General features: G+C 65.6%; 15 protein-coding genes. 9 read left to right on the forward strand and 6 right to left on the reverse strand.

Translation table 11 applies throughout. The annotated features are described in order from the left end of the window. The first annotated feature begins 5 nt into the window (after nt 1–5). Nucleotides 6–929: a restriction endonuclease gene (locus BIO17B3_RS07055; protein ID WP_156053570.1), complete on the forward strand. Its 924-nt coding sequence runs from the start codon at nt 6–8 to the stop codon at nt 927–929. Between the two features lie 3 nt (nt 930–932). Continuing rightward, nucleotides 933–2,048 (forward strand): 3-deoxy-7-phosphoheptulonate synthase, encoded by a 1,116-nt coding sequence (locus BIO17B3_RS07060; protein WP_232054211.1) that lies wholly within the window; start codon nt 933–935, stop codon nt 2,046–2,048. 3 nt (nt 2,049–2,051) lie between these two features. Here the strand turns inward: BIO17B3_RS07060 and BIO17B3_RS07065 are convergent, their stop codons facing one another. The 4 genes from BIO17B3_RS07065 to BIO17B3_RS07080 all read right to left on the reverse strand — a co-directional run bounded on the left by BIO17B3_RS07065 (nt 2,052) and on the right by BIO17B3_RS07080 (nt 5,880). Beyond that, nucleotides 2,052–2,894 (reverse strand): extracellular solute-binding protein, encoded by an 843-nt coding sequence (locus BIO17B3_RS07065; RefSeq protein ID WP_156053571.1) that lies wholly within the window; start codon nt 2,892–2,894, stop codon nt 2,052–2,054. Beyond that, nucleotides 2,858–3,616, reverse strand: coding sequence for an ATP-binding cassette domain-containing protein (locus BIO17B3_RS07070; protein ID WP_156053572.1), 759 nt, complete (start codon nt 3,614–3,616; stop codon nt 2,858–2,860). The genes BIO17B3_RS07065 and BIO17B3_RS07070 overlap by 37 nt, the downstream gene beginning before the upstream one ends. Further along, nucleotides 3,613–4,308, reverse strand: coding sequence for an ABC transporter permease (locus BIO17B3_RS07075; protein WP_013107184.1), 696 nt, complete (start codon nt 4,306–4,308; stop codon nt 3,613–3,615). Before BIO17B3_RS07075 ends, BIO17B3_RS07070 begins: the two co-directional genes overlap by 4 nt. A 102-nt stretch (nt 4,309–4,410) precedes the next feature. Continuing rightward, the gene (locus BIO17B3_RS07080; protein ID WP_156053573.1) at nt 4,411–5,880 is read right to left on the reverse strand and encodes a PLP-dependent aminotransferase family protein; all 1,470 of its coding nucleotides are present in this window, start codon (nt 5,878–5,880) and stop codon (nt 4,411–4,413) included. Nucleotides 5,881–5,947: 67 nt separating this feature from the next. On the opposite strand from BIO17B3_RS07080, the gene BIO17B3_RS07085 reads away from it, so the two are divergent. Genes BIO17B3_RS07085 through BIO17B3_RS07095 form a run of 3 tightly spaced genes read left to right on the forward strand, consistent with a single transcriptional unit; the run spans nt 5,948 to nt 8,981 of the window. Next, nucleotides 5,948–6,934, forward strand: coding sequence for a DMT family transporter (locus tag BIO17B3_RS07085; RefSeq protein ID WP_156053574.1), 987 nt, complete (start codon nt 5,948–5,950; stop codon nt 6,932–6,934). 3 nt (nt 6,935–6,937) lie between these two features. Next, nucleotides 6,938–8,149 carry a PLP-dependent aminotransferase family protein gene (locus BIO17B3_RS07090; protein ID WP_156053575.1) on the forward strand — a complete coding sequence of 404 codons (1,212 nt, stop codon included), beginning with the start codon at nt 6,938–6,940 and terminating at the stop codon, nt 8,147–8,149. Then, nucleotides 8,124–8,981: a PhzF family phenazine biosynthesis protein gene (locus BIO17B3_RS07095; protein WP_156053576.1), complete on the forward strand. Its 858-nt coding sequence runs from the start codon at nt 8,124–8,126 to the stop codon at nt 8,979–8,981. Before BIO17B3_RS07090 ends, BIO17B3_RS07095 begins: the two co-directional genes overlap by 26 nt. 56 nt (nt 8,982–9,037) lie before the next feature. Here the strand turns inward: BIO17B3_RS07095 and BIO17B3_RS07100 are convergent, their stop codons facing one another. Continuing rightward, nucleotides 9,038–9,511, reverse strand: a complete 474-nt coding sequence (locus tag BIO17B3_RS07100) for a cytochrome c (protein WP_013107188.1) — start codon at nt 9,509–9,511, stop codon at nt 9,038–9,040. A 504-nt stretch (nt 9,512–10,015) separates the two neighbouring features. Here BIO17B3_RS07100 and BIO17B3_RS07105 point away from each other — a divergent pair. From BIO17B3_RS07105 to BIO17B3_RS07115, 3 genes are all read left to right on the forward strand, one after another. Further along, complete coding sequence (locus BIO17B3_RS07105; RefSeq protein ID WP_156053577.1) at nt 10,016–10,315, forward strand: SWIB/MDM2 domain-containing protein; 300 nt, start codon at nt 10,016–10,018, stop codon at nt 10,313–10,315. A gap of 74 nt (nt 10,316–10,389) precedes the next feature. Next, nucleotides 10,390–10,986 carry a phospholipase D family protein gene (locus tag BIO17B3_RS07110; protein WP_156053578.1) on the forward strand — a complete coding sequence of 199 codons (597 nt, stop codon included), beginning with the start codon at nt 10,390–10,392 and terminating at the stop codon, nt 10,984–10,986. A gap of 122 nt (nt 10,987–11,108) precedes the next feature. Further along, nucleotides 11,109–11,624 carry a peroxiredoxin gene (locus BIO17B3_RS07115; protein WP_156053579.1) on the forward strand — a complete coding sequence of 172 codons (516 nt, stop codon included), beginning with the start codon at nt 11,109–11,111 and terminating at the stop codon, nt 11,622–11,624. A 9-nt stretch (nt 11,625–11,633) separates the two neighbouring features. Here BIO17B3_RS07115 and BIO17B3_RS07120 read toward each other — a convergent pair whose 3' ends face one another. Continuing rightward, nucleotides 11,634–12,539: a LysR family transcriptional regulator gene (locus tag BIO17B3_RS07120; protein WP_156053580.1), complete on the reverse strand. Its 906-nt coding sequence runs from the start codon at nt 12,537–12,539 to the stop codon at nt 11,634–11,636. A gap of 188 nt (nt 12,540–12,727) precedes the next feature. Between BIO17B3_RS07120 and aceB the strand changes: the two genes are divergently transcribed. Continuing rightward, a complete protein-coding gene (aceB, locus tag BIO17B3_RS07125) occupies nt 12,728–14,314 on the forward strand; it encodes a malate synthase A (RefSeq protein ID WP_156053581.1) in 1,587 nt (528 codons plus the stop codon). The last annotated feature ends 95 nt before the right edge of the window (nt 14,315–14,409 follow it).

Raw genomic sequence — 14,409 nt, forward strand, 5'->3', positions numbered from 1 at the left:
GCTGCATGAGCAAGCTCTTTTCCCGCTCTGAAGCGCTTGGCTCGCGGGTCATGTTCGCCGCCATGCAGGCGCTGCAGCAAGCTGATGGGAAGCTGCGTAGCCGGGACGTGGCCGCCCGAGTTGCTCAACAGCTTGAGTTTGACGACTGGGCGCAAGAGATTATCGAGAGCAACGGCCTGCCGCGTTGGCGCATGTATCTCCATTTCTTTTCGGTGGATTCGGTCAAGGCGGGATTCCTCTTGAAAGAAAAAGGCGTCTGGCAGATCACAGAGCCTGGAGCCGCTGCCTTGCGCGGTGGCGCCGAGGCTTATTTCCGCGCGGCGCAAACAGGCTATCGAGCATGGCGCAAAGAGCAAGTGCCCGCTAGCGCTGAATCGGCAGTGGATTTTGTCGAAACAGAGCCCACACTTCCGCCCGAAGAACGCTTTAAGCTCATCTCAAACGAAACCAATGCAGCGCTGAGCGCCGAGTTGCTGGAACGATTGAAAAGTTGCGATCCCGGCTTCTTCGAGGGCGTGGTGATTAAGCTGTTATTGAAGATGGGTTACGGCGGCAGCCATGCCGAAGCGGGTCAGGCGGTCGGACGCTCGGGCGATGGCGGCATCGATGGCGTGATCGCCGAAGACCGGCTGGGCCTTGATTCCATCTACGTTCAGGCCAAACGCTGGCAGGGCTCAGTGGGTGAGCCGCCACTGCGCGACTTTCTGGGCGCCCTGGTCAGCCGTGGCGCTAGCAAGGGCGTGTTCATCACCACGGGGCTGTTCACCGACAACGCGCAACAGTTCGCCCGCCGCAGCCCGCAGCACAAAGTCGTGCTGATCGATGGCCCACGGCTGGCCGAGCTGATGATCGAACATGATCTCGGCGTCTCGGTGGCGGCCACCTATCAACTCAAACGTATCGACTCCGACTTTTTCGCGGAAGATTGACCCATGCCCCGAATCGACGATCCCACCCATGACCACGAGGCAGGTGTGCTGGACGGCACGCTCGACACCACTCGCATCGACGATACCCGCATCAAGGCGGTGCGGGCTTTGATCTCGCCTGCGGTGCTGCTGGAAGAACTGCCGGTCACGCCGCAGATCGAGGCCGTGGTCGAGCAAGGCCGCGCCGCAGTCGCGAATGTGCTGCACGGCCGCGATGACCGGCTGGTGGTTGTGGTCGGGCCATGCTCCATTCACGATCACGATCAGGCCCTCGACTATGCGCGCCGCCTGCAAGCCACGGCGGCCGAGCTGAGCGACGCGCTCATTGTGGTGATGCGGGTGTATTTCGAGAAGCCGCGCACCACCGTGGGCTGGAAGGGTTATATCAACGACCCGCGGCTGGATGGCAGCTTCCGCATCAACGAGGGTCTGCAGCGCGCGCGCCAGTTGCTGCTGGAGATCAATTCGCTGGGTTTACCGGCGGGCACCGAGTTTCTCGATCTGCTGTCGCCGCAGTATTTCAGCGACCTGATCGCCTGGGGCGCCATTGGCGCGCGCACCACCGAAAGCCAGAGCCACCGCCAGCTCGCTTCGGGGCTGAGTTGTCCCGTGGGCTTCAAGAACGGCACCGACGGCGGGGTGCAGGTGGCGGCCGATGCCATGGTGTCGGCGGCCAGCGGCCATGCCTTCATGGGCATGACCAAGATGGGCGTGGCGGCGATTTTCGAAACCCGCGGCAATGCGGATTGCCACGTCATCCTGCGCGGCGGCAAGGCGCCGAACTTCGACGCCGCATCAGTCAACGCCGCCTGCGCCGCGCTGGCCAAAGCCGGGCAGCGCGAACAGGTGATGATCGACTGCTCGCACGCCAATTCGGCCAAGCAGCCGCGCAAGCAGATGGAGGTGGCCGCCAGCATCGCCGAGCGCATCGCCACGGGCGAGCGGCGCATCCTGGGCGTGATGGTCGAGAGCCACCTCTGCGAAGGGCGGCAGGATCTCAAGCCGGGTCAGCCGCTGACGCCGGGCATATCCATCACCGACGCCTGCCTGGGCTGGGACGACACCGTGCCGTTGTTGCGCGCTCTGGCCGATGCGGTGCGCAAGCGGCGCGAAGTCTGAGATTTACTGGCTTTTTGCGTCAGGAAAGAACAGCGGCTCGCCGCCGATTTTGTAGCCGGCGATCGCCTGCTGGCCTGCCGGGCCGGTGATCCAGTCGATGAAGGCGCGGCCCTGCGCCGCCTTGACTTGCGGATGCTTGGCCGGATTGACCAGCATCACGCCGTAAGGATTGAACAGCGCCTTGTCGCCTTGCAACACGATGGTCAGGTCACCGCGGTTCTTGAACGCCAGCCAGGTGCCGCGGTCGCTCAGGGTGTAGGCGTTCAGCGCCGCTGCGGTGTTGAGCGCCTGCCCCATTCCCGCGCCGATTTCGCGGTACCACTTGCCCCGGCCCTCCGCCACCGGGTCGATTCCGGCCTGCTTCCACGCGCGCAGCTCCGCGGCATGCGTGCCGCTCTTGTCACCGCGCGAAATGAACAGGGCTTGGCTCGAAGCGATCCGGCGCAAGGCCTCCGACAAGGTCTTGACTTGCATGACCCCGGCCGGATCGGACTTGGGCCCGACGAGCACGAAATCGTTGTACATCACGTCACGCCGGTCCACGCCCCAGCCTTCGGCGACGAAGCGGTCTTCCGCGGCGCGATCGTGCACGAACACCACGTCGGCATCGCCGCGCCGGCCGATGTCCAGAGCCTGTCCCGTCCCCACCGCCACCACCTTCACCGCGATGCCTGTGTCGCGGGTGAATAGCGGCAGGATGTGGCCGAACAGGCCCGATTGCTCGGTGGAGGTCGTCGAGGCGACGACGATGCTGGGCTGCGTCTGCGCCCCGGCGGCGAGCGACGCGAGTCCGAGCGCCGCAGCGGCGATCAGACGGATGAATGGCAAATGAAATCGCGTGAACATGCGGAGTCTCCTGGGGGAATGGCGCCGAGGCGCTGTGGGTTGAGTGATTGAGGTGCGCAAAAAGTCTGCAACTGGCCGTGATTCAGCCGCAGCACGCGCTGCGCCAGCGCGATTTCCTCTGGGCGGTGGGTGCTGAGCACCACGGTGATGCCTTGCGCGGCGAGTTCCTGCACGTCTTGCAGGATGGCTGCGCTGGCTTGCGGGTCGAGATGGCTGCACGGCTCGTCGAGCAGCAGCAGCGCGGGTTGCATCATCCAGGCGCGTGCCAGCGCCAGCCGCTGACGCTGGCCGGAAGACAGGCTGGCGGCGCTTTGCCGCCCTCGGCTGTGCAGCCCGGCGCGGATCAGCGCGGCCTCGATCAAACCGGGGTCTGATCCGCGCCCGGTCAAGGCCAGGCGCAGGTTGTCCGTCACCGTGCCGCGCAGCATGGGCGTGTGCGCAAACACCATGGCCTGCCCCGGATAGGCCATACCCTCCGACGGCGGCTCCTGTCCGGCAAAGAGCAAGCGACCGCAGGTGGGCCGCTCCAGGCCGTGGATGAGGCGCAACAGGCTGGTCTTGCCCGACCCATTGGGCCCGATCACCGCGGTGATGCCGCCGCGCGCGATCTGCAGATCGAGACTCCTCAGCACCCAGTTCGTCCCGCGGCGCAAACCCACGCCCTGCAGGCTGATGGGAAACAGCGCCGCGCAAGCCACGCCAGCGCCGCAAGAGCCGTTCATGCGCCCTCCCCATAGCGCGCCGCCGCATACTGCCGCAACAGGGCCGCAGCCGCATTGACCCCCAGCACCAGCGTCATCAGCACCGCGCCCAGCGCCAGCGCCAACGGCAGGTCGCCCTTGCTGGTTTCCAGCGCGATGGCCGTGGTCATGGTGCGGGTGTAGCCCTCGATATTGCCGCCTGCAATCATCACCGCACCCACCTCGGACACGGCGCGGCCAAACCCGGCCAGGGCGGCCACCACTAAGGCATGGCGACAATCCCACAGCAGCCAACGCACGCGCTGCAGCGCTCCCAGGCGCAAGGAACGCAGCGTGTCGCCGTGCAGCCGCCAGGATTCAGCAACGATCTGCCGCGTGACGGCGGCGATCAGCGGCGTGGTGAGTATGGTCTGCGCCAGCACCATGGCCGGCACGGAAAACAACAGCCCCAGTTCACCCAGCGGCCCGCTGCGCGACAACAGCAGATACACCAGCAGACCGACGATGACCGAAGGCAGCCCGAGCAGGCTGTTGAGCAGCGCCACCACCACGCCGCGCCCGGTAAACGCATGCACCGCCAGCCACGCACCCAGCGGCAAGCCCAGCAGCAGACCGAGCAGCACGCTGGCGCCGCTGACGCGCAGCGACACGCCGACGATGTGCCAAGTGGCCGCATCGCCCGCGGCCAGCAAGTGCCAGACCTGGGAGAACATGGGTGGAAGGAATGAGCGCAAGAGCGATGTACATTTGGATACTATCGCAACGCGCCGTTTCTTTCATCGCGCTGTCCGCCGTGTTGGCGACCGCATACGGCTTTAGCGCCGCGCGGCGGCAAAGGCACGCCAGAACGCCTCGTCCTGCGTCTGGGTGAAGTTGATGCGCATGCGGGTGGAAGGCTGCTGCTGCGGGTCGAACAGGTGGCCGGGCGCGAGCAAATAACCGGCGTCGAGCAGGCGCTGTGACAGCGTGGCCGTGTCCACGCCGGTGTCCACCCAACCCAGCAGGCCGCGTGGCGGGGTGACGAAGCGACAGCCCGCTTTCTCGGCCAGCCGCACCGCGCGTGCACGCGCCGCGTCCAGCCGGTCGCGCACCTGTTGCGTGGTGCGCCGCAACTGTCCCTGTCCCAGCACATGGGCAAGCACCCGCTCGGTGAGGGTGGGCGTGGTGAGCACGGCGAGCAACTTCTGATCGATCAGACGGTCGATGACGGCGGGCGCCGCCGCGACAAAGCCCACACGCCAGCCGGGCGCGAGGATTTTGGAGAACCCGCTGAGATAAATGGTGTGCTCCAGTTGATCGAGCACGCTCATGCGCGGGCTGCTGGGCTCGGCCAGCGCGGCATAGACATCGTCTTCGACCACCTGAAAGCCGTGGCGCTGCGCGAGCTGCAGCACGCGGTGTGCGCTGGCCGCGCTGAGGCTCTGCCCGGTGGGGTTGTGCAACACGCTCACGCAGACGAACAGACGCGGCGCGTGGGCGCGGGCCAATTGATCGAGGAGGTCGAGATCGGGGCCATCGGCCCCGCGGGGGACGGGCAGCAGCTTGAGCCCGTGGTGCGCCATCTGCGCGAACTGCATCGCCCAGCCGGGACTTTCGACCAGCACCGCGTCGCCGGGGCGGGTGAGGGCGCGCAACACGAGATCGAGCGCCTGCGATGCGCCATTGGTGGTCAGAATCTGCTGCGGCGGCACTTGCAGAGACAAGCCGGCCAATTGCCGCGACAAGGCTTCGCGCAAAGCCAGATCACCCAGCGGATCCCCGTAGTGCAGCGACGCCTGCCCCAGTTCGTTCGCGCGGGCGATGCGCCGCAAGGCCGCGCCCAGCGCCGCACTCTCCAGCCACGCTGCGGGCAACACACCGGAACCGGGCGCGCCGCGCAGCGCCACCGCAGCGCCCGCCCCCATCTGATGAAACATGCCGCGCACCAGCGCGGTAGCGTGCGTCGGCGCCAACATGGGCGCAGCGGCATCGGCCTGCGTGGCGCTAGGCCGCGCCAGCACGGGCGTGTCACCGGGCGCCCGAACGAAATACCCACGCTGCGCGCGCGCCTCCACCAGCCCGAGGGCCTGCAGCCGGTCATACGCCGCCACCACGGTTTGCGTGCTAAGCCCGTACCGCCGAGCGCATTCGCGCACCGACGGCAGGCGGCTGCCCGGGGGCAGCAAGCGGTTGCGGATGCGGGCGGAAAACTGGGCGCTGAGCTGCTCCGCCAAGGTGGTCGCCGCATGGCGCTGCAGCGTCCCCGCCTCGGGACCCAAGTTCACTGTATTGGCGATCTCATCCATACAGAGGCTGTTTTGTACTCATTAAGTGTATTGGTGGTGTATCGCATTGAACCCTAAGCTGCGTTCCATGTCCACACCACCCACACCCGCCGTTCGAAAGCAGCCACCGATCTCCGCGCAGGGCGAAGCGCTGGCTCTGGGCCTGTTGGGCGTGGGTCTGTTTGCGCTCTCGCTGCCGATGACGCGCCTGGCCGTCGGCTCGACGCAGGCGCCGCAACTCTCGCCCGAGTTCGTGGCGCTCGGTCGCGCGGCCGTTGCGGGCGTGCTCGCAGCCGTCTGGCTGGTGTGGCAGCGCGCGCCCTTGCCCAGCCGCCGCGACTGGGCTCTGCTGGCCGCGATGGCTGGCGGCGTGGTGTTCGGTTTTCCGCTGCTGACTTCCATCGCCCTGCGCGAAGTCGATGCGGTGCATGCCTCGCTCATTCTGGCGCTGCTGCCCTTGTTTACCGCAGCGCTTGGCGCGCTGCTGGCGGGCCAGCGGCCGTCTGCCGGGTTCTGGCTCTGCGCCATTTTGGGCGCGGCCCTGGTGATGGCCTACACCCTGCTGCACGGCACCGGACACTTCGCCTTGAATCTGCACTGGGCCGATGGCCTGCTGGTGGGTGCCATGCTGTCGGCTGCGGTGGGCTATGCCCTGGGCGGCCACCTCACGCGGTCTCGCCCTGCCGGGCAGGTCATCGGCTGGGCGCTGGTGCTCAGCCTTCCCATCACCGTGCCTGCGGCGTGGTGGCTGCGGCCCGCAGCCCCGGTGCAGCTCCCGGCCTGGGGCGGCTTCGCCTATGTCGCCGTGGTGTCGATGTGGCTGGGTTTTCTGGCCTGGTACCGGGCTCTTGCGCTGGGTGGCACCGTGCGCATCTCGCAGTTGCAACTGCTGCAGCCTTTCTTGTCGATGCTGGCCGCGGCAGCCTTGCTGCATGAAGTGCTCGATGCCACCACCCTGTTGTTCGCCAGCGCGGTGCTGGCCGTCGTTTTTGTCGCGCGGCGCATGCCAGTGCATGATGCGTCGCGTCCTGTTCCTCGTCCCGTTCCAAGTCCTATCCCTGACTCCCGGAGTTGACGCATGACCCTCACCCTGTCGCAGCGCAGCGCGCACTACACCCCTTCGCCTATCCGCGAGCTGCTCAATCTCACCGAACAGCCGGGCATGATCTCGCTGGCTGGCGGTCTACCCGCCCCGGAGAGCTTTCCGGTGCAGGCCCTGCGCGCGGCCTGTGTGGACGTCCTCGACACGCAGGCCCAGGGGGCGCTGCAGTATGGCCCGAGCGAAGGCATTGCCCCTTTGCGCGAGTGGGTGGCCGCGCACTTACGCGCACAGGGCATCGAGGCCCAGGCCGACGAAGTGCTCATCACCAGCGGTTCGCAGCAGGGCCTCGATCTGGTGGGACGTGTGCTCATCGACCCCGGCAGCACCGTGCTGGTGGAACGCCCGACTTACCTCGGCGCGCTGCAAGCCTTCGCGCCCTACGGCCCACGCTTTGCCGATCTCGACGAAGACGCCGGGGGCGCACTGCCGACGCTGGACGATCCGGCGCATGGCGGCGCGCGCATGGTCTATCTGCAGCCCAACTTCCGTAACCCCACCGGACAGACCATGACGGCTGCGCGGCGCACACAATGGGCGCGGGCCTTGCGGGGCCGCCCCATCGCCCTGGTGGAAGACAACCCCTACGGCGATCTGTGGTTCGACGGCCCGCCACCCGCGCCAGTGGCGGCGCAGCTTCCCGGCCAGAGCCTTGTGCTGGGCACCTTCTCCAAAGTGCTGTCTCCCGGGCTGCGTCTGGGTTATGTGCATGGGCCGCACGAGGTGATTGCCAAGATGGCCCTGGCGCGCCAGGCCGCCGATCTGCAGACCTCCAGTCTGACGCAGCGCCTGGTGCTCAAGGTGCTCGAAGGCGGGCTGCTGGATGTGCAACTGCCGCACATCCGCGCTCTGTACCGCGCGCAGCGCGACGCCATGCTCGCCGCCCTGTCCCGCCACATGCCCGGCAGCGTGCATTGGGAAACGCCGCAAGGCGGCATGTTCATCTGGCTGTCTCTGCCGCAAGACGCCGACGCCACCGCGCTGCTGCCGCTGGCGCTGCAACGCAAAGTGGCCTACGTGCCCGGCACGGCGTTCTACGCCGCGGGCGCCGTGCCGCGCAATACGCTGCGGCTGTCTTACGCCACCGCCACGCCCGCGCAGATCGAGACCGCCATTGCCCGCCTGGGTGAAGTCTTCTCCGCAACACACCCGCCAGAACCACGCCATGACACATCCGTTCTTACAGCTTGACGTCTTCGCCCCCGCGCCGCTGCGCGGCAACCCCCTGGCCGTGGTGGACCAGGCCGACGACCTCGATGCGGCCACCCTGCAATCGATCGCCTGCTGGCTCGGGCTGTCGGAGACCACGTTTTTGCTGAAGCCCAGCGCGCCTGAGGCCGACTACCGCGTGCGCATTTTCACGCCGGGAGGAGAGCTGCCCTTTGCCGGGCACCCCACCTTGGGCAGCTGCGCCGCCTGGCTTCAGCTGGGAAGAAAGCCCAGACGCGATGGCGTGGTAATCCAGCAATGCGGCGTCGGCCTGGTGGAGGTTCGCGTCGCGGCCCCTGATGCATCGGGCGCGAAGCAACTCGCCTTTGCGGCGCCGCCGATGCGCGAAATCCCCATCGAACCCACTTTGCTGCACAACGTGGCCCAAGCCCTGGGCTTGGAGCGCGACGACATCCAGCGCAGCGCCTGGCTGGACAACGGGCCGCGCTGGTTCTGCCTCTGGTTGCGCAGCGCCGAACGTGTGCTCGCGGTGGAGCCCGATCATGCCGCGCTCAAACGTCTGGGAGTGAACGTCGGCATGGCGGGGCGGCACGCTGCGGGAGGGGACGCCGCAATCGAAGTGCGCTTCTTCGGATCAGCGCTGAACGTGCCCGAAGACCCCGTGACCGGCAGCCTCAACGCCAGCCTGGCGCAGTGGCTGATCGGCTGTGGCGTACTGCCTTCGGCCTATGTAGCGGCGCAAGGCGCGAAGCTGGGACGCGCCGGTCGGGTGCACATTGAACGCGATGCCGCCGGGCAGGTCTGGGTCGGTGGTGCGGTGCAACCCCTCATCACTGGCACGCTCACGCTCTGAAAAAACAAACCCGCCGACGGCGGGTTTGTGCGGGACTGGACAACCCCAGAAAACGCTCAGAGTTCTTCGCGGAACGCGTCGTGGCAAGCCTTGCAGGTCTTGGCGGTTTCGCCGAACACCACCTTGATCTCGTCGAGCTTGCCGGTCTTGGCGGCGGCCACCAGCTTGGGCGTCATTTCCTGCAGCTTGTTGGCATCGGCCTTGAACTTGTCCATCTCTTTCCAGATTTCAGGCTTGGCGTGCGAATCAGGCAAGTCGGTGCCGGGGCCGAAAGCCTGCCACGGCAGATGCGACATGAAGGCCACGACTTCGGCGTTTTGCAGCGCGGCCTTGGCATCGAACGGTGCCTTGCCCTGCACCATGGCGCCGATGCGGCCAAAACTCGCCGCCATCACGATGAAGGCGGACTGACGGTACTTCACCGCGTCTTGCGGTTTGGCGAACTGCGCCTGCGCCGGCACACTGGCCAACAGACCACAGGCAAGCACGGCGGCGAACAGCTTTTTGGGATGCAACGAGGCTGGGTTCATGAAACAGACTCCTGGCTGAGTAAAACGGATGGGCGGAAAAACGCAGGGCCAATTGGCGCAGCGAGTGTAAGCAAAAGTGACCCTCGCTGCAGAGCACAGTCGCGGTTCCCCGGTGCGCTCTGAACAAACTCGCCGGGCCGCCCCAAGAGTTTGTTGCTCCTTGAGGGGAGAGCCGAGCGAAGCGAAGGGTTTCGGGGTGGGCATATCAGACGCCCACAAGACAACAAAACAACGCGCAAAACGCAAAAAACCGCCCATGCCGCGTCGGACACCCGCGCACTCGGCTTAATATGCGGCTGGTTGAGCACGATCCTCCGGCACGATGGCGCCGATCGGGGCGCAGTCATGCAGATCCGGAAGGCTTGGATCGGCTCAACTTTTTAGCGGGCCGGACTGTCCAGCCCGCAATCCATGACAACGGTGAATCTGCACGGCGCGCAGTACCCCCTAACGGGCCGCTGACGCCAGTGGATAACAAGCTCAACTTCTCGGAGTGCACTCAATATGGCCACTGCAAAACCCGCGGCAAAAAAGGCGACCGCCGCTAAAACAACCCGTCAGCCCAGCGCGGCGTTCATGAAACCGCTCACCCCCTCGGCGCATCTGGCCGCCGTCGTGGGCACCACGCCGCTGCCGCGCACCGAAGTGGTGAAAAAACTGTGGGAATACATCAAGAAGCACAATCTGCAAGACGCAGCGAACAAGCGCATGATCAACGCAGATGCCAAGCTCAAGCCGATTTTCGGCAAGGATCAGGTCAGCATGTTCGAGATGACCAAACTGGTCAGCGCGCACCTGAAATAAGTTGACGACACCACGGGCCGAAATCGCCCGCGGTCCAAGCCCGGCGCAGCCGGGCTTTTTCATGCGCATTCATCATGTCGTTCAAAGCTCTTTGCACCCGTTCTCTCTGCGCCCGCTTGCTGGCCTGCGCCCTGCTCGCCGCCGCCTGCGCGCTGCCAGCGCAGGCCCGCGCGCCTCAAGCCCTCGCCCTGCCGACGCAGGCCGCTGTCTCCAGCGCCTTCTCGCCTTCGGGCGGCGCGCTGGCGCTGGTGCTGCAGGCCATCGATCAGGCGCATAGCAGCATTCAGATGGCCGCTTATCTGTTCACCTCGTCCGACGTGGCCCGCGCGCTGGTCCAGGCGAAAAAACGCGGCGTACAAGTGCAGGTGCTGGTGGACTGGAAAGGCAATTTCGATGAAGACGCCCGCTACGCGCGGCACGCGCTGGGCATTCTGCGCAACGCGGGCATCGCCGTGCGCTCGGTCGACGTCTATCCCATCTTTCACGACAAATACATGGTGATCGACCGGCGCACCGTGCAGACCGGCAGCTTCAACTACACCTACTCCGCGGCGCATCGCAATGCCGAGAACGTCTTGGTGGTGTGGAATGCGCCCGAGCTGGCTGCGCAGTATCTGGCCGACTGGCAACGCAACTGGGCGCTGAGCCAGCCGGTTGTGTTGCCGTATTGAACCCGGATTGTTTGCGAATACCCGGAATTGCCGTGAGGCGCGCGGGGTTGCATGCCGCAGGGCTTGAGCGGCCTAAAATCGGTTTGCTGTATTTGTTTTGAATTTCTTTTGTAGGCGCCTTCATGAAACCCCTGTCCAAATCGCTTATCGCCGTCATCGTGCTGGCCGTTCTGGCCGTGGGCGGCTATCTCGGCTGGTCGGCGCTGGATCAAAAACCCGAGGCGCCCAACGCGAGCTTCAGCCTGCTCGACGGCAAAACGGTCGATCTTTCGGCTTATCGCGGCAAGGTGGTGCTGGTGAATTTCTGGGCAACGAGCTGCACCACTTGCGTGGGGGAAATGCCCGAGCTAGTGAAGGCCTACGACCAGCTCAACCCCAAAGGCTTCGACCTCGTGGCCGTGGCCATGAGCTACGACAACCCTGAGTTTGTGCGCAACTTTGTGCAGCAGCGCCAGCTACCGTTCACCGTGGCCTTCGATGCCAGCGGGCAGGCGGCCAAGGCCTTCAAGGATGTGCGCTTGACGCCGACGAGCTTTCTGATCGACAAATCGGGCCACATCGTCAAGCAGTACGTCGGCACGCCCAACTTCGCCGAGCTGCACCAACTCATCGACAATCTGCTGGCGCGGCAGGCTTGAGCCCCGGTTTCACATCGGCGCCCGCTGCGGCTGGGTGAAATGGTGTTTTAAATAGTCCAGCCACAGGCGCAGCCGCAGGGGCTGATGCTTGCGCTGGGTGAAGACCGCGAAGATGCCGTTAGGCGGCGCGGCAAAGTCTTCTAGAAGGGCCACGAGCTTGCCTTGCTCCAGGCTGGCGCCCACTTCCCACAGCGAACGCCAGGCGATGCCCCGGCCTTCGAGACACCACTGGTGCAGCACGGCGCCATCGGTGCAGTCCATGCGACCCGCCACGCGCACATGCAGGATCTCGCCCTCGGCCTGGAACATCCAGCCGCGCGGCTGGCTGCTCACGGATGAATACGCCAGGCATTGGTGACGGGCGAGATCGGACGGTGTGGCCGGAGTGCCGTGACGTTGCAGATAGCTGGGCGCGGCCACGCACACGCGCCGGTTGTCGGCCAGCCGCAGACTGACCAGCGAAGAATCGGCCAGATCGCCCACGCGCACGGCGCAGTCGTAGCCCTCGTTGACCAGATCGACCAGACGATCGGTCAGGTCGAGCGACAGACTCACCTCGGGATGCTGGTCGAGAAACCCGGGAATCAGCGGCGCGATGTGGCGGCGGCCAAAACCCGCCGGCGCGGTGATGCGCAGATGGCCGCTGGCCTTCACTCCGCCCGCGCTCACGCTGGCCTCGGCGTTCTGCAGCTCGGCCAGCAGGCGCTGGCAATCTTCGAGAAAGGCGCTGCCCTCGTCGGTCAGGCTGATGCGCCGGGTGGTGCGCAACAGCAATTTCACGCCCAGACGGGCCTCCAGCGCATCGATGCGACGGCCAATGATGGCTGGCGCCACGCCTTCGGCATGCGCCGCAGCGGTCAGACTTCCTTTGGTCGCCACCGCGACAAAGGTCTCCAACTGTTTGAGTTTGTCCATGCTCGCCGGAAATTGGGTCGGTAAAAGTCATCAATCTAGCGCATGTTCGGCGCCAGCCGGATAGATTTATGCCGCGGTGCAGCATAAACTCTGAGCATCCCAAAAAGATGGGCGGCTGCCGACGCGCTGCGCAATCCGTTGCGACGCGGCAGCCGCAAACCTTCACCCAAACTCACGGAGATCGCCAAATGACAACCCCTTCCGCCCCTCAGGGCGTCACCTTGAACGCCCCGCTGCAGCCGGGCTTCGACCGCATCCTCACTCCCGACGCGCTGGCCTTCGTCGCCCAGTTGCACCGCGCTTTCGAACCGCGTCGTCAGTCCCTGCTGGCGGCCCGTGCGGCCCGCACTGCCCGCCTCGACGCCGGTGAAAAACCCGATTTCCTCGCCGAGACTCGGGCGGTGCGCGAGGGCGACTGGAAAATCGCCCCGCTGCCCCAGGCGCTGCAGCGTCGCCGCGTGGAGATCACCGGCCCGGTGGATCGCAAGATGATCATCAACGCCTTCAACTCGGGCGCCGACAGCTATATGGCCGACTTCGAGGACGCCAACACGCCAAACTGGGCCAACCAGATCGAAGGGCAGATCAATCTGTTCGACGCCATTCGCCGCACCATCCACCTGGAGCAGAACGGCAAGACCTACGCGCTGGGCGACACCATCGCCACCCTGCAGGTTCGCCCGCGCGGCTGGCATCTGGACGAAAAACATCTGCTGGTGGACGGCCAGCGGGTGAGCGGCAGCCTGTTCGATTTCGGGCTGTTCTTTTTCCACAACGCCCGCGAGCTGCTGGCCCGCGGCGCCGGACCCTACTTTTATCTGCCGAAGATGGAAAGCCATCTGGAAGCGCGGTTGTGGAACGAGGTTTTCGTGCTGGCGCAGAACACCCTGGGCCTGCCGCAGGGCTCCATCAAGGCCACCGTGCTGGTCGAAACCATCCTCGCCGCGTTCGAGATGGACGAGATTCTGTTTGAGTTGCGCGAGCACAGCGCCGGGCTGAACGCGGGCCGGTGGGATTACATTTTCAGCGCCATCAAGAAGTTCAAAGTGGATCACGACTTCTGCCTGGCCGACCGTTCGCAGATCACCATGACGGTGCCGTTCATGCGCGCCTACGCCCTGCTGCTGCTCAAGACCTGCCACAAGCGCGGCGCGCCAGCCATTGGCGGCATGAGCGCGCTCATCCCCATCAAGAACGACGCGGAGAAAAATGCCAAGGCCATGGAGGGCATCCGCTTGGACAAACGCCGCGACGCCACCGACGGCTACGACGGTGGCTGGGTGGCGCATCCGGGACTGGTGTCGGTGGCGATGGAAGAGTTCGTCGCCGTGCTCGGCGATGCGCCCAACCAGATCGGCAAAACCCGCGACGATGTCAATGTGGGCGCCGCCGACTTGCTGGACTTCCGCCCGGAAGCCCCCATCACCGAAGCCGGGCTACGCAACAACATCAACGTCGGCATCCACTACCTCGGCGCGTGGCTGGCGGGCAGCGGCGCCGTGCCCATCCACAATCTGATGGAAGACGCGGCCACCGCCGAAATCTCGCGCAGCCAGGTGTGGCAATGGATTCAGAGCCCCAAGGGCGTTCTGAGCGACGGCCGCAAAGTCACTGCCGATCTGGTGCGCGCGATCATCCCGGAGGAACTCGCCAAGGTCAAAGCCACCGGCGCGACGGGTCAGTTCGACAAGGCCGCGCAGATCTTCGAGCAGATGGCCACTAGCGCCACGTTCACCGACTTCCTCACCCTGCCGCTGTATGAGGAACTGAGCTGAACGCTCTGCCGGGCCAGCAATAGCCCCCTGCACAGCCGCCCACCCTGGCGGCTGTTTTACATTTTGGCCTGTACGGCGCAGACGATCCTGCGGAA

Origin of the sequence: Thiomonas sp. OC7 (assembly GCF_900634595.1) — a bacterium.
Classification (GTDB): Bacteria; Pseudomonadota; Gammaproteobacteria; order Burkholderiales; family Burkholderiaceae_C; genus Thiomonas; species Thiomonas arsenitoxydans.

What these genes read in the sequence shown, in the direction of transcription:
- BIO17B3_RS07105 (WP_156053577.1), top strand. Translation starts at nt 10,016, where the DNA reads ATGGCCACTGCAAAACCCGCGGCAAAAAAGGCGACCGCCGCTAAAACA.
- BIO17B3_RS07100 (WP_013107188.1), bottom strand. Translation starts at nt 9,511, where the DNA reads ATGAACCCAGCCTCGTTGCATCCCAAAAAGCTGTTCGCCGCCGTGCTT.
- BIO17B3_RS07065 (WP_156053571.1), bottom strand. Translation starts at nt 2,894, where the DNA reads ATGTTCACGCGATTTCATTTGCCATTCATCCGTCTGATCGCCGCTGCG.
- BIO17B3_RS07070 (WP_156053572.1), bottom strand. Translation starts at nt 3,616, where the DNA reads ATGAACGGCTCTTGCGGCGCTGGCGTGGCTTGCGCGGCGCTGTTTCCC.
- BIO17B3_RS07080 (WP_156053573.1), bottom strand. Translation starts at nt 5,880, where the DNA reads ATGGATGAGATCGCCAATACAGTGAACTTGGGTCCCGAGGCGGGGACG.
- BIO17B3_RS07085 (WP_156053574.1), top strand. Translation starts at nt 5,948, where the DNA reads ATGTCCACACCACCCACACCCGCCGTTCGAAAGCAGCCACCGATCTCC.
- BIO17B3_RS07115 (WP_156053579.1), top strand. Translation starts at nt 11,109, where the DNA reads ATGAAACCCCTGTCCAAATCGCTTATCGCCGTCATCGTGCTGGCCGTT.
- BIO17B3_RS07060 (WP_232054211.1), top strand. Translation starts at nt 933, where the DNA reads ATGCCCCGAATCGACGATCCCACCCATGACCACGAGGCAGGTGTGCTG.
- BIO17B3_RS07090 (WP_156053575.1), top strand. Translation starts at nt 6,938, where the DNA reads ATGACCCTCACCCTGTCGCAGCGCAGCGCGCACTACACCCCTTCGCCT.
- BIO17B3_RS07120 (WP_156053580.1), bottom strand. Translation starts at nt 12,539, where the DNA reads ATGGACAAACTCAAACAGTTGGAGACCTTTGTCGCGGTGGCGACCAAA.
- BIO17B3_RS07075 (WP_013107184.1), bottom strand. Translation starts at nt 4,308, where the DNA reads ATGTTCTCCCAGGTCTGGCACTTGCTGGCCGCGGGCGATGCGGCCACT.
- BIO17B3_RS07110 (WP_156053578.1), top strand. Translation starts at nt 10,390, where the DNA reads ATGTCGTTCAAAGCTCTTTGCACCCGTTCTCTCTGCGCCCGCTTGCTG.
- BIO17B3_RS07055 (WP_156053570.1), top strand. Translation starts at nt 6, where the DNA reads ATGAGCAAGCTCTTTTCCCGCTCTGAAGCGCTTGGCTCGCGGGTCATG.
- BIO17B3_RS07095 (WP_156053576.1), top strand. Translation starts at nt 8,124, where the DNA reads ATGACACATCCGTTCTTACAGCTTGACGTCTTCGCCCCCGCGCCGCTG.
- aceB (WP_156053581.1), top strand. Translation starts at nt 12,728, where the DNA reads ATGACAACCCCTTCCGCCCCTCAGGGCGTCACCTTGAACGCCCCGCTG.